This window comes from Neobacillus soli NBRC 102451 (assembly GCF_001591665.1).
In the GTDB taxonomy this organism is placed as follows: domain Bacteria; phylum Bacillota; class Bacilli; order Bacillales; family Cytobacillaceae; genus Neobacillus; species Neobacillus soli.
Window position 1 is genome coordinate 144211 of record NZ_BCVI01000029.1, and the last position, 18783, is coordinate 162993.

Annotated in this window: 18 protein-coding genes and 2 pseudogenes; 16 read left to right on the top strand and 4 right to left on the bottom strand. The window is 38.5% G+C overall.

Annotated features, from left to right (window positions below):
• Nucleotides 1-574: 574 nt before the first annotated feature.
• From BSO02S_RS27050 to BSO02S_RS28470, 3 genes and pseudogenes are all read right to left on the bottom strand, one after another.
• A complete protein-coding gene (locus tag BSO02S_RS27050; RefSeq protein ID WP_157081442.1) occupies nt 575-751 on the bottom strand; it encodes a hypothetical protein in 177 nt (58 codons plus the stop codon).
• Between the two features lie 32 nt (nt 752-783).
• Nucleotides 784-1260 (bottom strand): annotated as a pseudogene (locus BSO02S_RS11520) (cytochrome-c peroxidase); the annotation flags it as partial.
• Between the two features lie 135 nt (nt 1261-1395).
• The gene (locus tag BSO02S_RS28470) at nt 1396-1830 is read right to left on the bottom strand and encodes an AEC family transporter (RefSeq protein ID WP_342352021.1); all 435 of its coding nucleotides are present in this window, start codon (nt 1828-1830) and stop codon (nt 1396-1398) included.
• 451 nt (nt 1831-2281) lie between these two features.
• Here BSO02S_RS28470 and BSO02S_RS11530 point away from each other — a divergent pair, with 451 nt between their 5' ends.
• The 15 genes from BSO02S_RS11530 to mtnA all read left to right on the top strand — a co-directional run bounded on the left by BSO02S_RS11530 (nt 2282) and on the right by mtnA (nt 17313).
• Nucleotides 2282-3007, top strand: a complete 726-nt coding sequence (locus BSO02S_RS11530; protein ID WP_066066909.1) for a GntR family transcriptional regulator — start codon at nt 2282-2284, stop codon at nt 3005-3007.
• Nucleotides 3008-3075: 68 nt separating this feature from the next.
• The gene (locus BSO02S_RS11535; protein WP_066066913.1) at nt 3076-3702 is read left to right on the top strand and encodes an ECF transporter S component; all 627 of its coding nucleotides are present in this window, start codon (nt 3076-3078) and stop codon (nt 3700-3702) included.
• Nucleotide 3703: 1 nt separating this feature from the next.
• A complete protein-coding gene (locus BSO02S_RS11540; RefSeq protein WP_066066915.1) occupies nt 3704-5440 on the top strand; it encodes an ABC transporter ATP-binding protein in 1737 nt (578 codons plus the stop codon).
• Nucleotides 5437-6207: an energy-coupling factor transporter transmembrane component T family protein gene (locus tag BSO02S_RS11545; protein WP_066066917.1), complete on the top strand. Its 771-nt coding sequence runs from the start codon at nt 5437-5439 to the stop codon at nt 6205-6207. The genes BSO02S_RS11540 and BSO02S_RS11545 overlap by 4 nt, the downstream gene beginning before the upstream one ends.
• 17 nt (nt 6208-6224) lie before the next feature.
• Nucleotides 6225-7016, top strand: coding sequence for a 2-phosphosulfolactate phosphatase (locus BSO02S_RS11550; RefSeq protein ID WP_066066919.1), 792 nt, complete (start codon nt 6225-6227; stop codon nt 7014-7016).
• Entirely contained in the window at nt 7013-7849 is an 837-nt protein-coding gene (locus BSO02S_RS11555) for a nucleoside phosphorylase (protein WP_066066920.1), read from the top strand. Before BSO02S_RS11550 ends, BSO02S_RS11555 begins: the two co-directional genes overlap by 4 nt.
• 31 nt (nt 7850-7880) lie before the next feature.
• Nucleotides 7881-9335: an NAD-dependent succinate-semialdehyde dehydrogenase gene (locus BSO02S_RS11560; RefSeq protein WP_066066922.1), complete on the top strand. Its 1455-nt coding sequence runs from the start codon at nt 7881-7883 to the stop codon at nt 9333-9335.
• Nucleotides 9336-9349: 14 nt separating this feature from the next.
• Complete coding sequence (locus tag BSO02S_RS11565) at nt 9350-10588, top strand: nickel pincer cofactor-dependent isomerase, group 22 (protein ID WP_066066923.1); 1239 nt, start codon at nt 9350-9352, stop codon at nt 10586-10588.
• A 15-nt stretch (nt 10589-10603) separates the two neighbouring features.
• Nucleotides 10604-12340, top strand: coding sequence for an IlvD/Edd family dehydratase (locus BSO02S_RS11570; RefSeq protein ID WP_066066927.1), 1737 nt, complete (start codon nt 10604-10606; stop codon nt 12338-12340).
• A gap of 41 nt (nt 12341-12381) precedes the next feature.
• Entirely contained in the window at nt 12382-12432 is a 51-nt protein-coding gene (locus BSO02S_RS28475; protein ID WP_342352022.1) for a hypothetical protein, read from the top strand.
• Between the two features lie 80 nt (nt 12433-12512).
• On the top strand, nt 12513-13337 hold the full coding sequence (locus BSO02S_RS11580) for an MTAP family purine nucleoside phosphorylase (RefSeq protein WP_066066929.1): 825 nt from the start codon (nt 12513-12515) through the stop codon (nt 13335-13337).
• Nucleotides 13300-14064 (top strand): MTAP family purine nucleoside phosphorylase, encoded by a 765-nt coding sequence (locus BSO02S_RS11585; protein WP_066066931.1) that lies wholly within the window; start codon nt 13300-13302, stop codon nt 14062-14064. The genes BSO02S_RS11580 and BSO02S_RS11585 overlap by 38 nt, the downstream gene beginning before the upstream one ends.
• Nucleotides 14065-14166: 102 nt before the next feature.
• The gene (locus tag BSO02S_RS11590) at nt 14167-15627 is read left to right on the top strand and encodes an amidohydrolase family protein (RefSeq protein ID WP_066066932.1); all 1461 of its coding nucleotides are present in this window, start codon (nt 14167-14169) and stop codon (nt 15625-15627) included.
• Nucleotides 15624-16232 (top strand): class II aldolase/adducin family protein, encoded by a 609-nt coding sequence (locus BSO02S_RS11595; RefSeq protein WP_066066934.1) that lies wholly within the window; start codon nt 15624-15626, stop codon nt 16230-16232. Before BSO02S_RS11590 ends, BSO02S_RS11595 begins: the two co-directional genes overlap by 4 nt.
• A gap of 16 nt (nt 16233-16248) precedes the next feature.
• Nucleotides 16249-17313: an S-methyl-5-thioribose-1-phosphate isomerase gene (gene mtnA / locus BSO02S_RS11600; RefSeq protein ID WP_066066937.1), complete on the top strand. Its 1065-nt coding sequence runs from the start codon at nt 16249-16251 to the stop codon at nt 17311-17313.
• Between the two features lie 18 nt (nt 17314-17331).
• Here the strand turns inward: mtnA and BSO02S_RS11605 are convergent, their stop codons facing one another.
• A complete protein-coding gene (locus BSO02S_RS11605; RefSeq protein ID WP_268875995.1) occupies nt 17332-17919 on the bottom strand; it encodes a DDE-type integrase/transposase/recombinase in 588 nt (195 codons plus the stop codon).
• Nucleotides 17920-18304: 385 nt separating this feature from the next.
• Here BSO02S_RS11605 and BSO02S_RS11610 point away from each other — a divergent pair.
• Nucleotides 18305-18730, top strand: a pseudogene (locus BSO02S_RS11610) (DNA alkylation repair protein); the annotation flags it as partial.
• Nucleotides 18731-18783 lie beyond the last annotated feature (53 nt).

Here is an 18783-nt window from a genome sequence, read left to right on the forward strand (position 1 = left end):
AACTTACCACCCCAATAGTTTTATTAAGTAGAGAGATTGGCTAACAGTTAGGTTCATTATAGGTACGAAACATGAAGTTGCAGTTGAGCATTCATGAAGAAATAGTAAAAAATTTTGAATATTTATTAATTTCATTAAGATACTGTGAAGATTATTACCTGAGGTTATTGGTATAGGTGAACGATTTGAGGGAATTTGTGGCTTTTGTATCGTTGATCATTGGTTATATACAACAAAAACCCCTTCATGGAATTTTACATGAAGGGGAGAGCAGGATATGTTTATTGATAGATAATGAGTACCAGGCACCATCAAGAAAATTGGGTGGTGTCTGGCACTTTTTTTGATTCCACATGTTTTCCTAGCAGTGGGAAATGATGATGATGGAAATGAAATGAAATAATCGAACTATTAGAAGAAGATAGAAGATTTTGGGGTCAGTCCTCAGGTGCGTTAAAGCTTTACTTCACCGGGGGGACCCCAATATCCATTTCCCAATTCCTAGTAAGCAAGGTCAAAAAGAGAGGGACGTTTTTCAGTGGTGTCGAATCGTCCCATTGCGCTTCAGCACAAATTATGGAATTACTGGAGCTTCAACTTTTATTGGATCTCCGCTCATCGATTTAAGGAGGGCAACCAAGGCTTTTTGTTCCTTATCAGAAAGATTAAGAGGTTGGAAATCAGGAGAAGTAAAGTTATCAACATGCTTTCCATCGCTATAATGCTTTACAACTTCTTCTAATGTCTTCATACTTCCATCATGTATGTAAGGAGCTGTATAAATTAGTTCCCGAAGCTGATAGAGCGAAATGCCCCTTTATCATCTTCGTCATTGCTTACTTCGAAACGTCCTAAATCACCATTGTTCACGCCTAAATTGTCAAAATTGTTATCTGAAAAAGATGCTCCTGCATAACAGGTTAAACAGTTTCCCTTACCGGCGAAAATTTCCATACCCAGTTTTTCTTGAATGGTTAGGGCAGTGCTGTCACCAGCTAAATAGTGGTCAAATGGTTTATCGTTGACAATCAGTATACGCTCATAACTTGCTAAAGCATCAGCAATATGTTCCGATGTAATTTTGTCATCAAAAGCTTGAGCAAAGAGCTTTTGATACTCTGGAACAGCTTCCAATTCTTTTACGAGTTCATTTATATTCTGGTCCATTTCAACTGGATTTTTTATCGGACCCAGTGCTTGTTCCTCTAAGCTAGATGCTCTTCCATCCCAAAACAGCTTTTCAAAATAAGCGGAATTAAGAACTGTTGGGGCTCATCCGCTGAGTATTTGGCATATAATATGGATGCAAGGGTTATGGATGGCACATCATCGATTGAATAATAATAGTTTGGAAAATTAGTTTGTTTATAGCTATAAAGCTTAATAAAATAATTGTTAATAGAGTAAGATAATTAATTTTACTGAAATAGGAATCCAGGTGATTTTTCCGTAGTTTCCTTTCTTTGATTTTAAAGACATTAATAGTATACCGATATAAAACATTGCCATAGGTGAAGCTAATGCTGCAATCCGGTCAGTTAAGTCAACCACAATGGGTGGTGGTGTTAATTGAAAGTAAGTAATGGTAAGGCCAAGGACAATTGCAAGATTTGGAATATTAATCATTGTCTTTAAAGCCTTTGTTCTTGAAAGTCTGGTCTCCTGAAGTATAAATATACCAATAGTCCAAAGTGTTATATCTACACCTGCATCGAATATGGCAGCATAAAAAGCACCTTCTGGACCTAGTAATAATGTACATAAAGGGATCCCAATAAATCCTGTATTCCCAAGTCCCGATAATAAAGCAATCTCTTTGGATTTATTTATTTTTTTTTGATATGTCTTTGCAAAGACCTAGCCTACACCAATACCAGCAGTATTTATTACTATTGAAATTATAAATATTAATAAGACCTTTCTAACATTGCGTTGTTCATTTCTACATAATATTTGTTGATCCATATATTAATTCATAATTATAAAAAAATTAACCCGTTTTTTCTCTTACACGATCCTCAATTCTCCAATATTTTTTCCAAAAGGACTTCAAGCTGCAAATAACTCAAAGGAAAGCTTGCCATTTCAAGTCCATCTTTTTGAACTTCTTATAAAAAAATCCAAACATGTCCGTAAAATTTAACACCATAAAAAAACTTTCACAATAATTAACAAACTACATTGACTTTTCAGAATATTGGGTTTATCCTTGTTGTAGGATGACCAACATAGGATGACCACATAAGGTGGCAGTAAAAATACTCAGGAAGGAAATTTTAATATGAAAATTTCGCATCGCAGTTTATACCTTCAGGCACGTGATGAAATTTTGAAACTTATTAAAGAACAATTCGAGCCTATGCAAAAAATACCTCCGGAGCAAAAACTTTCAAACCAATTAGGTGTTAGTCGCAACACAATTCGTGAAGCAATCAAAACGCTAGAACAAGAAGGGGTGTTGTTTAGTAGGCAAGGTGTAGGAACCTTTGTAATTGCATCAAAAAAGAATCTTGAAACGACAATTACAACTCTCGAAAGTTCAACAAATATTATTAAATCCCATGGATATCAACCTGGTACTAAAAATGTTAAATCTGATGTCATTCAGGCAAGTGCAAAAGTAAAATCAAAATTAACATTAGAGGAAAATGATAATCATGTCTTTTATATTGAAAGGGTTCGAACAGCCGATGGGGAGCCTGTCGTTTACGTTGAGGACTATATACTTTACAAGGGGGGGATGGAAAACGAATATCGAGAAAAATATTATGAGTCCTTACTTGAATTCCTAGAAAAATATGACATGAAGGTTTCATTTTCTATTTGCACTATAAAAGCAGTTATCAGTAACGAAAAAATCGAATCAAAACTCGATCTAAAAGAAAAACAAGCGCTTCTCTTATTGAAACAAATTCATTACTCCAACACCGGTATACCTGTTCTGTATTCTGAAAGCTATTATTTAAGCGACAAACTTGAATTTAATGTTGTACGCAAAAGAGGGTAATGAAGGAAGAAATCAACCCTGCTACTTTTGCACCAGCAAATTATTATTTCTAAGGGGGCTATGTTTAAATGGGTGAAACAGTAAAAGTGGTTCAAAGTCCGAAAAAGAAAGCTAAAGCAAACAGATTTACCACAGTGGATATTGTATTAATGGCAATTTTGGCAATTGTAAATGGGGTAGCAATGACTTATTTAGCAATGTTAAATCAATTACTAACTGCTTTAGGAGGCCCTATATTAACGTCTATTACTCTTGGTCTTTATAGTATTTCTGGTGTTTTAGCTGCGTACATTATTCGGAAACCTGGGGCTGCACTTTTCACATTAACACTTGCTGGAGTTGTTCAAATCTTATCAGGGAACCCAAATGGATTAATTTCGATTACTGCAGCAGTAACGGATGGATTGGGCGTTGAATTGGGTTTTGCACTATTTCGTTATAAACGTTGGGATTGGCTCAGCGTCTCTGTATCAGGGATTTTGGCGGTGCCAGTATGGTTTGTGATTTCTAGTTTCTGGTTTGGATATTACAAATGGGGAATGTCAATTCTTTTACTTGCTTTTGGAGTACGTTGCTTAAGCGGAATCGTGACTTCCGGATGGCTAAGCAAATTGATTGGGGACATTTTAGTAAAAACAAATTTATTAAAAGGTTTCAAGATTGATAAGGACCGAAAAGCAAAAGAGGTGAAGTAGGATGGAACCGATTATCCAGCTTAAAAATGTTTCATACACTTATGAAGATGAAACTGAACCAGTCCTCAAGAATTTATCGTTAGAAATTTATAAAGGAGAGTTCGTACTTATTGTTGGACCAAGTGGATCTGGAAAAAGTACGGTATGTCAAACTTTTAATGGCATCATTCCGAATGTTTTGGAAGGAACCATTGAGGGTGAAATTAAAGTTGATGACAAGGATGTACTAAACCTTGAATTAAAGGATTTATCTACAAGTATGGGCTTAGTTTTCCAGGATCCTGATGCTCAATTATGCAACATTTATGTTGAAGATGAAGTTGCCTTTGCTCCAGAAAATTTAAAAGTTCATCCAGATGAAATTCGTAATAGAATAGTTGATTCACTAGAAAAAGTAGGAATGCTAGGTTTTGAACATCGAAAGGTTTTTGAACTATCCGGAGGACAAAAGCAAAAAGTCGGCATTGCTTCCGTGCTAGCTATGAAGCCTAAAATCCTTGTATTAGACAATGCCACAGCCAACCTCGACCCCCAGGCTACAAAGGATATTTTTGATCTATTAAAAGTCCTCCACCAAGATTATGGCCATACGATTGTGGTTGTAGAAAATAAAATTGACGATCTGATTCATCTTGTCGATCGCCTACTTGTCATGGAAGATGGCTCCGTTATATCAGCTGGTTCACCACAACATGTACTTGAAAACTCTATTGATAAATTAACGGAAATGGGCTTATGGGTGCCCGAGATTTCTGAATTATGCGTAAGGTTGAAAGAGATTGGATTTAATTTTAATCAATTTCCCATTTCGGTTGAGGATGCTGTAGCTGAATTAAAAGGGAGATGGGAGGTTAATAAGCTTGTTGAGAAACCTTCCTACAACGATGAATCAATCTCCGATGCAATTACAGTAAAACATTTAACTTATCATTACCCAAATGGAACGAAAGCGTTATATGATGTGAACTTCTCCATCAAAAAAGGTGAATTTGTTGCAATACTCGGCACAAATGGGTCTGGGAAAACAACACTTGTTAAACATTTAATGGGAATCATCTCACCCCCTAAGGGATCTGTTTTTGTGAATGGCAAGGATATTCATAAAAGGGACTTACTTGAGATGACTGATCATATCGGATATGTTTTTCAAAATCCAGAACATCAATTTGTTGCAGATAACGTATTTGAAGAAACTATCTATAGTCTAAAAGTTAAAAATAAAGTGGGTAGAGGCCATGAGCTGCCTCAGGAGATTATAGATGAGGGTAATAAAGCATTAAATATGATTAACCTATTGGATCAAAAGGATAAGCATCCATTTGTATTAAGTGGAGGAGAAAAGAGACGTCTAAGTGTAGTTGCTTCCTTAATCCTAGGTCAGGACATTGTCATTTTGGACGAGCCTACTACCGGACAGGATTACGCAAGTGCTACAAAGCTACTTGAACTGTGCCACGATTTACAGAGCCAAGGTAAGACTGTAATAATGATCACACATGATATACGACTGGTGTGTAAATGGGCTAATAGCGCGATCGTTATGAATAATGGACAAATGATTTTTAATGGTGGTGTAAAGGAGCTCTTCGTACAAGATCATGTATTAAAAAAAGCTTCATTAATTGAACCGCCAATTTCACAATTAGCTAAAGCTCTATCTAATGTTCAGCTAAAACAAGGTATTATTACAATCGATCAATTTATTCAGACTGCAGAAAGGGTGAAAGAGGCCTTATGAGTCTTGCCTTCCAGTACCATGAGAAAAAATCATTTATGCATCGAATAGACCCAATAACGAAAGTAGTCTGGATGATGTGTATTTCGGTTCTTGTGTTTATTTATGAAAGCGCTATCCCTCAATTGATTTTATTCGCAGTTATGCTGTTGACAGCAATATTATTGGCTAACTTAAGCTTTACCTTTGTAATACGCGGCATTTGGATAATGGCACTATTCAGTATAGGTTTCTTCATTATTCAAACACTGTTGGTGCCTGGTGAAACCGTTGTTTACTCAATCGGGCCGCTTGTAATTCATAAAGAGTCGCTTGACTTTGCTACCGCGATTACATTTCGTATTTTAACCATTTTTACATCGTCTTTAATCTTTGTTGCAACGAGTGATCCTAGAGATATTGTCATCTCGTTAACACAAAAGTTAAAAATACCTTATCGTTATGCTTATTCTCTGTTTGTCGCTTTGCGTTTTGTACCAACCCTTGAAAGTGAAGCAAAAATTATTGAGGCTGCTCAGAAGATTAGAGGGGTAGGGAAGCAGAAAGGATTAAAGAACAAAATTGAGAACTTAAAACGGTTTTCTTTGCCTTTATTAATGGGAGCGATTCGAAGAGTACAGGTTACTGCTAACACAATGGAGTCAAAAGGTTACGGTGCATATGCGGATCGGACTTATATCCGGACCATCAATTTTAGTAAACAAGGCATCTTATTTGCGGGGGCATGGATTACCCTTACTGTTTGTTTAGTAGTATTACGTTTTATTTAAAGGGGGAGATTGATTAAATGGAGGAACTTGAGTTCGAAGTAGCGTTTATTCCCAAAGCCGTTAAGGATAGTTCACAAATTTGCGTTCTGATTGATGTTCTAAGAGCAACAAGTGCAATGGTGACGATGCTAGATAAAGGCTGTACGGAGATTATTTTAACAAGTGATGAGAAGAAAACAATGAAGGGCACCCCTGTTCATAAGTTAAATGAAACCCTAGTGTGTGCTGAGGAGTTGGACGGAAGAGTCTCTAAAGATGCACAGTTCAGCCCATCCCTTATTTCAATCCGTCCAATGAATTTGAATAATAAGAGAGTCATATTGAAAACAACAAATGGGACACTAGCCGGAATAACGCTCTGGAATGCCGGAATTAAGCAAATTCTAATCGGAGCTCTTCATAATGCTAAAGCTGTCATGGAAAAGGCCGTTAAGCTTGCGATTGAATCAAAGAAAAATATTACTATCGTATGTGCCGGAAGAGAAAGTGGTAGAATCATCGCAATTGATGACGTATTTACGGCAGGCACTTTAATCGAGTACGGGAAAGAAATAGCCCATTCTCTTAATCGCAATCCTATTTTGAAGGATTCAGCTAAAATTAGTCAACACCTACTCTCCGTTTATCCCAATGCCATTACTTCCTTCGAAGATTCAGGCAGTGGGGAAACGATGAGGAGAATTAATACTATAGAAGATATCAAGATTTGTTCAGAGGAAAATATTTCGACTATTGCACCAATGCTAGACTTCAACGATGAGGATGGATTCATTGTAACAAAAAATACTAATGAGGTGGTATACAAATGAGCACTTGGAAATCACAAGCAACTAAGCCTGTAATGGATGAAGGACTACAATATCATATTCGTTGTAAAGAAGGCGATATCGCCAAGTATGTATTACTTCCGGGTGATCCAGAAAGAGTCGATACGATTGCTGAAGAATGGGAAGAATCAAGAAAAGTTGCCAATTATCGTGAACATCGTACTTTCACCGGAAAAACTGGAGGAGTTGAAATTTCTGCTTGTTCGACTGGTGCAGGTGGCGGTTCAACAGCTAGCGCCTTTGAAGAACTAGCCACATTAGGCGGAGACACATTTATCCGAGTTGGAACTACAGCAGCGATTCAAGAACATATTTCCCCTGGAGACTTAATTATTTCTTCGGCTGCTGTTAGACATGACGGTACAAGTTCATATTATGTGGATGATCTTTATCCAGCTAGTGCTCATTATGAAGTAACATCGGCCTTGGTAGAAGCAGCAGAACAGCTTGGTTATACCTATCATGTAGGAATTTCATGCTCAGCTGCCTCTTGGTATTGTGGTCAAGGAAGACCAGGTTTCAAGGATTATAAGCAGACCTTCTTTGAAAATAAAGTTAAAGATTTGAATCGTGCAGGTGTTTTGAACTTTGAAATGGAAGCTGCAACCATCTTTACTCTAGCTAATCTATACAATTTAAGAGCAGGATCGGTATGTACAGTAGTAGCGAACCGAATTCGTGATGAATTCACATATGGTGGTGTCGAAAAGAGTATTCGAGTTGGTAATCTAGCAACTCAGATTCTTGCCGAATGGGATGAAGTAAAGAAAAAGCGTAAGAAGAATTATTGGTTCCCATCTATGGTTACCAAATAAAAAGCATTAGATTAATAGGAGGTAGCAAACCATGTTAGTTGAAACTATTAACGGAATGTATATTAATGGCCAATGGATCGGACCGGAAAACAATAAAGTAATAGAAGTATTTAATCCAGCAACTTTTGAAAAAATTGCTGAAATCCCAAATGGAAATGGCGAAGATGCAAAAAAAGCCATTCAGTCGGCTAAAAATGCCTTTCCAGGTTGGGCTGAAAAGACGGCACGAGAGAGATCACAGTTTTTATATAAAGCATACCAATTGATGATGGATAGAAAAGAAAAACTAGCAAAAATACTTACGATGGAACAAGGAAAGTCATTAAATGAGGCCCGCGGTGAAATTGAATTTGCCGCCAGCTTCCTGTTATGGAATGCGGAGGAAGCTGTTAGAGTATACGGGGAAATGATCCCTGCCTCTAAAAAAAATAAACGACTATGGGTGGTTCCCCAACCAATTGGGGTTGTAGCGGCTATTACACCGTGGAACTTCCCATCTGCTATGATCACTCGAAAAGTGGCTCCTGCTATAGCAAGCGGATGTACAGTTGTACTGAAGCCGGCGGAGCAAACACCTTTAAGTGCGATTGAAATCGTTAGAATATTCGAAGAAGTAGGTCTCCCAGATGGAGTCATCAACTTAGTAACAGGTGATCCTGTAGAGATCGGTGAGGAGCTTATGAAGAGCTCGGATGTGCGTCTTATTACGTTTACAGGATCAACGGAAGTTGGAAAAACACTAATGAGAGGTAGCGCCCTAAACGTTAAAAAATTGGCACTAGAACTCGGTGGACATGCGCCATTATTGGTATTCGAAGATGCCGATTTAGACTTAGCTGCAGAACAAGCCGTCTTAAGTAAATTCAGAAACTGCGGACAAACATGTATTTGTACAAATCGAATTTATGTTCACGAATCGGTTAAAGATCGGTTTATGCAAAAGCTACAGGAAAAGGTTAGTAATCTAAAATTAGGAAATGGTTTAGATGAAGGTACCGATATAGGACCTCTAATTGATGAGAATGGATTACGAAAAGTAAAAGACCAAGTAAAAGATGCTATTTCCAAAGGAGCTGAAGTTAAATTCGGAGGAAACCAGTGGTATGGACCTGGAGGCTATTTCTATGAACCTACTATTCTAAGTAACGTTACCAACGACATGAAAATTATGTTTCAAGAAACATTTGGCCCTGTCGTTCCGGTACAAAGCTTTACGAATATGGAAGAGGTCATTGACGCAGCCAACGATACCAATTACGGCCTTGCAGCCTTCCTCTTTACGAATGACTTGAACAGAGCCATTACCGTCATGGAAAAGCTGGAGTACGGAATAGTCGGTATTAATGACGTATTCCCAGGGACAGCAGAAGCCCCATTTGGTGGTGTAAAAGAATCTGGACTAGGGAGAGAAGGCGGTCCTGAAGGAATCAAGGAGTTTTTAGAAATGAAATATGTTTCATTAGCTGTAAAAGACACAAATTACTAAAGGGTGAATTAGATATGATCACACCTAAAATGGTGAAAGTGAGACAAGAGTTCCCGAAAAATCAAATTCCTGATGTACAGGATTATCTTCAAAAGGAATTAGAACAACACTTCCCACAGGTGAAGTCTGGATCTTCAATTGCTATTACAGTGGGGAGCAGAGGCATAACGAATCGAGTTCTCATTGTAAAAACAATAGTTGAATACTTACAAAATAAAGGCGCAAAACCATTTGTTATTGGAGCCATGGGAAGTCATGGAGGCGGAACTCCTGAAGGCCAATTGGACGTCTTAAAAAGCCTTGGATTCTTGGAGGAGACGGTCGGGTGTCCCGTCTTCACCTCCTCCGAAGTAGTTGAAGTCGGTAAAACCCCTAGTGGTTTTACCGTTTATTGTGATCGTTATGCCTGGGAATCCGATGGAATTATTGTTCTAAACCGAATCAAATTACACACAGCTTTTAGAGGACCTAATGAAAGCGGCTTGTTAAAAATGATTACGGTTGGACTCGGCAAGGCAAAAGGCGCTAACCAATTACATAAGCAAGGTCCATCAAAGATGTCCGAAGCTGTTCGCGAGGTAGGAGGTACCTTTTTAAAAACCGGTAAGGTGCTCGCAGGAATAGGAATTGTTGAAAATGGTTATGATCAAACCGCACATTTAAACGTTATCGTACCCGATAACATAATTGAAAAGGAGCAGGAACTGCTTCTTTTATCAAAAAAGTACTTTCCGAGGCTCCCAGTAGAGCAACTCGATCTTTTAGTCATTAAAAATATGGGTAAAAACTTCAGCGGAACCGGAATGGATACAAATGTAATCGGCAGAAATAAAATCTTCGGCACTCCGGAACCAAAAAATCCCAAAATATCCAGAATTACAGTATTAGACCTCGACGATTCCTCACATGGAAACGCAACAGGAGTAGGCCTGGCCGACTTTACAACTGAAAAATTGTTTCAAAAAATAGATCGCGAAAAAACTTATTTGAATTGTATTACAAGTACTTATGTCCAGCGAGCCATGATTCCTATTGTAATGGATAATGACGAGAAATCGATTGTAGCTGCCATCAGTAGCTTAGCTGTAGATGATCCTCTTAAATTAAGGATAGCTATTATTGACAACACTCTTGAATTAGAAGAGATGTATTTATCAGAATCCGTATTGCTGGACATAAGAGGCAAAGTGAGCATTAAATCAGAGCCAACGTATCTATCTTTCGATGAAAAAGGCGAATTAACTTTAAAATAGCTAGGAGGAGAAGGGATGAAGAAATCAAGCACGTCATATGGTGATGCTGGATTTAGCCAATTTATTAAGAGAGCGTTTAGTCGCCACCTTGGTCATAGAGTAGAAGATTTCGAGAAACCAACGATTGGAATTTGTAATACTTTCAGTGAAATAAACCGTTGCCATAGCCATATCAAACCAATGATTGAGGCAATCAAACGCGGAGTCATTATGGAAGGTGGTATTCCTCTTGAATTCCCGACGATTTCAGTTGGTGAGATGTTTACAAGCCCAACCACTATGCTATATCGAAACCTGGTAGCTATGGATACAGAGGAAATGATATCAGCTCAACCTATCGATGGTACCGTGTTAATTGGAGGGTGTGACAAAATGCTTCCAGCTCAATTAATGGGTGCATCTAGTGCTGATAAACCTGCTATTGCCTATACGGGAGGCCCGATGAATAATGGAGAATACAAAGGTCAAACGTTAGGCGCCTGTTCCGATTGCAGACATTTTTGGCAGGAATACAAGGCGGGAACGGTTGATGAAGAAGAATTAGATAAAATCAATGAAAGACTTGCGCCAACGGCAGGTCATTGTATGGTCATGGGATCAGCAAGTACAATTGCTGCTTGTACAGAGGCACTTGGAATGATGCTACCGGGCGGCGCGTGTGTACCTGCAACAGCTAATGAAAGGATGCGTCAAGCTGAGGAAACAGGAAGAGTAATTGTACAATTAGTAAAGAATGACATACGTCCTTCTCAAATTATGACGAAAGAAGCCTTTGAAAATGCGATTAGAGTATTAATGGCAGTCGGCGGATCTACCAATGCGGTCGTTCATTTGATTGCCATTGCAGGTCGGTTAGGAATAGAACTTACATTAAGTGAATTTGATCAATTAAGTAAAACGACCCCATTCATTGCAAATATGAGACCAGCAGGAGCCTATCAAATGCAGGATCTTGCATATGCTGGGGGAATTCCAGCTGTAATGAAAGAATTGTCTCCTTTGCTCCATATGGACGAAAAAACAGTTACAGGTAAGACACACAAGGAGAACCTAGAAAATGTAGAAATTGAAAAGGAATACCGTCATATAGTCAAACCACTGGATGAGCCGTTATACAAAGACGGAGGAATTGCTGTTCTTCAAGGCAACTTAGCTCCAAACGGTGCGATTATAAAACCAAAAGCTGCTATAAATAAAGCTTTGCTCTCTCATAAAGGCAGAGCCATCGTTTTCACCTCGATTGAGGATATGGAAAAACGAATTAACGATCAGGATCTAGATGTCACTCCAGACAGTGTTCTCGTTTTACAAAATGCAGGACCAGTTGGAGCACCTGGAATGCCTGAGGCGGGGATGATCCCAATTCCAGAAAAACTTCTTAAGAAAGGTATTCGGGATATGGTTAGAATCTCAGATTGTCGGATGAGTGGAACAGCGTTTGGAACAGTTGTTTTACATGTAGCGCCTGAAGCTGCCATCGGAGGGCCGATCGGGTTAATCCAAGAAGGTGACTGGATTGAACTCGATGTGAATAATAGAAAACTAGATCTTTTAATCTCTGAAGAGGAGTTAATGGAACGAAAACAAAATTGGAACCCTCCTGTATTTACTAACTATCAGAGAGGTTACCCTTACCTCTATCGTCAGCATGTTCTTCAAGCTGATAAAGGTTGTGATTTTGATTTCTTATGCAAGGTACCCCAGCACCAAGCAGCGCCAAAAGAACTTGTTTTGGAAAGTGAAAAGGTATGAAAGAAATCGGACTCGCACTTTTAAGTGGACTTATTGTAGGGATGATTTTCAAATTTGTTAAACTCCCTATCCCAGCGCCTTGTCAGGAGTGATGGCTATTTTAGGGGTTCGGCTTGGGGCGACAATAATAGAGTTAATAATCGGAAAGATCCAGGGATGAGGAGGTTGGATGATGAAGATTGGCCTAATCGGTGGCACAGGCTTTTACGACTTGTTTGACAGCCTAGAGGAGATAGAAATTGAAACGGATTACGGGAAAATCACTCTTTTTAAAAGCCATTATGCCGGGAATGAAATATATTTTCTCCCAAGACATGGGACGGGGCACGGAGTACTAGCTCCAGATGTTAATTACAAAGGAAATATAATGGCCTTAAAAAAGACAGGCGTCAATCAAATCATTGCAGTCTCTGCTGTAGGATCGATTAACAGAGAAATACCAGTTGGAGGCTTATCATTACTTAATCAATTCGTTGATTTTACAAGAAGGCGTAGCACAAGTTATGGACAATTTTCTGCAGATATAACTGATCCTTTTTGTCCTAAATTACAAGAAACCATCAAACAAGCAGCAGGACAAATCGAACAAAAAATTTATGAAGACACCACTTTAATCTGTGTAGACGGCCCCATCTATGAAACTCGTAATGAGTTACAAGTATTTGCTTCATGGGGAATGGATGTTGTTGGAATGACAAATTCTACAGAAGCTGTTTTAACTAGAGAACTTGGAATGTGTTTTTCTGTTGTAACACTATCAACTGATATTGCCACCGGCACTTCAGATGTTCCACCGGATCTTGCAACACACAAAAGGGTAGCTGAATCCAACAAACATAAAGTAAAACAATTGATTTTGAAAACACTGGAAAACTTTACGGGTGAAACAGAATGTAAATGTGGGCAATCGTTTAACAAAGCCAATTTGTCATATAAATTCATTGGAAGAGGTGTTTTAAGTGAAGATAGGAATCATTGGAGGAACAGGCTTTTATGATTTATTCAACAATATGTATGAACAAATCATCAAAACAGAATATGGAGAAGTTACCATTTTCCATACTCTATACAAAGGAAAAGATGTCTATTTTCTTCCGCGTCACGGTAAGCACCACAATACACTTGCTCCTTATGTCAATTACCGAGCTAACATGATGGCTCTAAAAGAACTAGGGATCGAACGAATCCTAGCATTTTCTGCAGTTGGGGCTATAAATCCAGATATCAACGTTGGAAGTCTATGTTTACTTGATCAGTTTTTTGACTTTACCACAAGAGTAAGATCATATGGGGAATTTTCAGTAGATATTACTGAGCCTTTTTGTTCAGAATTAAAAGATGTTTACATTCGGGCAGCGGAACAAATCGGCGAACCTTTGAAGAAAGATACGAAGCTAATTTGCGTTGATGGACCACGCTATGAAACGAAAGCAGAGGTAGAGGTGTTCTCCAACTGGGGAATGGATGTTGTGGGAATGACAAATGCTACAGAAGCCTCGTTATCGAGAGAATTAGGTATGTGTTATGCGGTAGTAACTTTAGCTACAAATATGGCTCCCGGTATATCAAATCAAAAACTTTCACTAAAGGCTCATAAAGAAGTGAGTGAAAGTAAAAAGGAAATTGTTAAGACACTAATGATAAAAGCAATCGACCTGGTATATAGCAAGGATTCGTGCCGATGTCATGAAGCCTATGAAAGAGCAGCCTTAGCAAGAAAATAACATCTCAGATCTCCAAAAATGGATATGAGAATGACAAACATTAGCCAACTGTGATTCTTATTTTTGTAATATCCAATCTTTGAATGGGGGGTTCTGGTATAAATGTCTACCTTTATTCAAAACGCAACAATTGTGTCGGCCGAAATACCCGCCAAAGCTTTTATAGGAAGTATCTTTGTTGACAGAGGTCTCATACAAAAGATCATTCCGGGATTATGGATGGAGGAACATCCCTATAACCAGGCAGATGAAGTAGTTAGGGCAGACGGAATGTTAGTGATACCTGGAATGATTAATGCTCATTATCATTCTTATTCAAATTTGCTTAAAGGCACTGAAAGTAATCTCCCTCTTGAGCTATGGTCTTTATATACGGTAGCATATGGTCACTCTTTGCAAGAAGAGGATATTTATTTATCCGTCTTATTAGGAGCGGGTGAAATGATGAAAAACGGCATTACCGGCTGCATTGATCATTTTCCTCATATCTCACGATCGCATGCTGCTTTAAGGGCCTATGAAAAAACCAATATGCGTGTTTCTTTTGCTCCAATGATGCACGATATACCCGATCATCAATTCTTATCGATTAGACTACCTCAGAATATGGTAAATAAATTAGAATCCGCAAAAATTCACACACCCAGAGAAATGGAACTATTTTACCAACAATTATTGTGCGAATGGCAGCATAAAAACAACAGTAAGATTAAAATTGTAGTCGGACCCAATGCCCCACAGCGGTGCAGTTCTGAAATGTTAAAGGTATGTAAAAAGTTAAGTCAAGAAAATGACTTATCTGTTCACACGCATTTGTTAGAAACGAAAATTCAACGTGATGTTGGAGACAAGAAATTAGATGGAATTCTAAATTACTTGAAAGAACATGGGCTAGTGAATCCAAAACTGTCCGTTGCCCATGCAGTTTGGCTTACAGAAGAGGATATGGAATTATTAAATGAAGCAAATACTACGATTGTTCATAACCCCAATAGCAACATGATCCTTGGCAGTGGCAGAGCATCTATTGGTGAGTGTGTTAACAAGGGAATAGATATTGCATTAGGAACAGACGCCTCCAATTGCGGAACCCAGCATAATCTTTTGGAAACCATGAGAAGTGCAATTATGATGAATAGACTGTATGAACCTGATTATACGAAATGGCTTCAAGTGGATGACATGTTTAGAATGGTGACGCAAAACGGAGCAAAAGCCATGGGTCATCAACAAAAAACAGGTGTGATTCGTGAAGGATATTGTGCCGATCTTGTTCTTCTAAACACTAATAACACAATCTGGTCACCTGAAAATAATGTGATTTCCCAGCTTGTCTTTCATGAAAACGGACGATCTATTAATTCCGTTATGATTGATGGAAAATGGACGGTGAGACAAGGGAAAATCGTATCATTTGACGAGGATGAAGTCATTCTTAAGGTGAAGGAACGGAGTATAGAGATGTTTCAAGCATGTAAAGAGTCCCTTACTTTTGCAGAAGAATTACTACCATATTATAAAAATATGTATCAATCTCATCGTTTGGAGGAGAAATTAAAATGAATATCAATCTCTTAAAAAAAGAACTCCAATATATATCTCATAAGGTTTACCAAAAAGGGTACACCCAGGCAACGGGAGGAAATATAAGTGTCCGTATCCCAGGTACAGACAATGTACTTATTAAGCGAAGTGGTATCAGCCTTGGGGAGGTTTCTCGAGAAGATACTCTAATCATCGATATGAACGGCGAAGTTATCGAAGGACAGGGAAAACCATCTAAAGAGATAGGTTTTCATTTAGGTATCTATAAAGTAAGACCCGATGTGAATGCAGTTGTTCATTGTCACCCTAATTATTCAATCGGCTATTCGATCTTAGGTATGGATTTACCTTTACCCACAGTAACGGCAAGGAAATTACTAGGATATGTACCATGTGTGGAAGAGGCACCTTCTGGATCAAAGGAATTGGCAAACTATGTGAAAGAGGCGTTCAAAGAATATCCTGATATAAAAGTAACATTAATGAAAAACCACGGTATTTGTGCAGTAGGATCAACACTTGAATCTGCATACAATATCGCGGATTTAACAGAAGCGACGGCAATACAGGCATTTATAGCTTCTCAAATTAAAAATTCAGTTAATGTACCAATAACTCAATGAGAAAGGGAGTATAACAATGAATGACCTCCATCAACTCGTATCAAAATTCAAGGATGATCAATTGTTACTCCCGATTTGGTTTGAAAATGGTAGTTTGAAGATTTTGGATCAATTAAAACTTCCGTTTCAGGAGGAATATTATACAATCCATAGTGTTGAGGATCTTGCTAAAGCAATAAAGGATATGAATATTCGTGGTTCAGGCGCACTTGGCATTTCAGGAGCATATGGGATTTATTTAGCAGCATTAAATTCAAAGGGGCATATTCATGAGATTCACCAGGCAGGACAATTATTAAAGAGCACAAGGCCAACAGCGATAAATTTAATGAAAACCGTTGATGAGGTCCTAAGCACAGTATCTGGAAAACCAGAAGAAGTGGCCTCAAAGGTAGAAGCGAAGGTTATAGAAATTTTAAAACGTCAGCTGGAATTTGAGCATAAGCTTGGAGAATATGGCGCAACATTGATTGATGATGGCGATACCATTTTGACACATTGCCATTCTGGTGCAGTTGGAGGATCAGGTTATGGAGGACGTGCTTTGTCTGTCATACGCAAGGCCTTTGATCAGGGAAAAAGTTTAAACGTAATAGCCTGTGAAACAAGGCCCTACTTGCAAGGAGCCCGAATCACCACGTACGAATTGAAAAAGTTTGGAATACCACATACTCTTATTACCGACAATATGTCCGGCTTTTGTATGAAAAACGGAATGGTCCAAAAGATTGTCGTCGGATCAGACAGGGTGGCTAGTAACGGGGACTTAGCAAATAAGGTGGGAACTTATATGCATGCCTTAGCAGCAAAGGAACATAATATTCCTTTCTATACAGCTACATCAAGCCATACAATTGATTTCGACACCAACAATGGGGACTCAATCGAAATTGAATACCGAGATGCTGCAGAAGTCACGCATATAAACAATTCCCCGATTGCGCTAGAGGGAACAAAGGCACTTTATCCTTCTTTCGATATCACACCTAACCATCTAATCAAAGGTATCATTACAGAAAAGGGAGTCATATCTGCTCCATTCGAACAAAATCTCAAAGTTCTTGAAACACAATTTGTATAAAAGAAAGTAGCCGGAAAATTATAATTCATAAGGTGTGTCATTCCTGTTTAGGGTGTGCTGAAGTGATTTTGCTTTACGTGACATACTTTGAAATACATGATGTTCCTTAAGCTCTTTTACCCAGCTGTGATGTTGATATTGAAACCCTTGGTCCGAATGAACAGTTGTCCGATAATTAAGTTCAGGAAGTGACTCCAGGGCTTCAAATAACGGTTTTAAGGCAAATTTTACAGTAGGATGAAGATCAATGTTAAAGGACAGGATTTCACCAGAATAGAGATCCATTACAGGTTCCAGATAACAGCTGTGTACTGTGGATTTATCTCCCCATTGTAACTCTGTGACATCTACTTTAAGTTTTTGATAAGGTCGATCTGTTTTAAACCGACGATGTAGCCGATTAGGGGCAATTTTACCAATCGTCCCTTTATATGAGTTGTATTTCCGACTGTGTTTCGAATATGCTTGTGACTGTAAGTGCTGCTTCTGCATAATGCGTTGAACTCTTTTATAATCAATTTTCCATCCACGATTTTTTAATTCAAGTTGGACGCGTCTATATCCATAAGCTGGATTATCCTTTTTGATTGCTTTGATTTCCTTTATTAATTCTTGGTCACTATGATTGGTTTCTTCATGATTTTAATAGTAGAAATACACACTTTTCGGAAGGTCAACGACCTTCAAAATCTCAGATAAACGATATTTCCCCCTTAATCCAGTGACTACTTTCGCTTGCTTTTGTCGGTATCCATGGGTTCCTGAATTAAGGCTCTTAGCTTTTTTAAATATTCATCTTCAATCCTTAACATACGATTTTCACGCTGTAAATTTCATAGTTCGGAGGATTCCTCTTCTTTCCCCTGTTAATGATCATGGTTAGCTGTCATTTGTATTGGTCTTCCTCTCTGTTTAAACAGAACTTCAAGCTCTAGGGTCAGACTCCTGTCGTGCTAACGCTTTAGCGCTCTGGGGTCTGACCCTTTTTTTCGATTTTGTGGTTACTGTAATGTTGGCTGAAACTGATATTGCGCCAAATGTTGCCGATAAATGGATCGCATGCGGTGAAGAACTTAGAATGTCGGCAGGATGTAGCTGTTACTGCTGGATTTTGGGTAATCGCCCGGACGGTGAATTTAGCACAAGTAAGATCGCCGGTATGCTTGAACAGGTGGAAAATACGATTCACGATTCTCCTAACCGAACGAAATCCTCTATGAATAATTTTATTTATACAGTCGGAATTTCATATTTTTCGCTACATGATAAGGCGGTTGAAACCACAAAGGTAGTTGGCCCAGTAGAAATCAGGAGGGACAAGAAAAAAAGCAGCTTCTTGCTTGATTCCGAAAATATTCAAAAGGAATTAGATAGAGGGAAGAAGCTTGGTTTCAAACGCAAATATGTAAGGTGTTAGTATAGTTTGTAGTTGTAACAAGAAAAGTGCCAGGCACTCCCCAGGAAATTGGA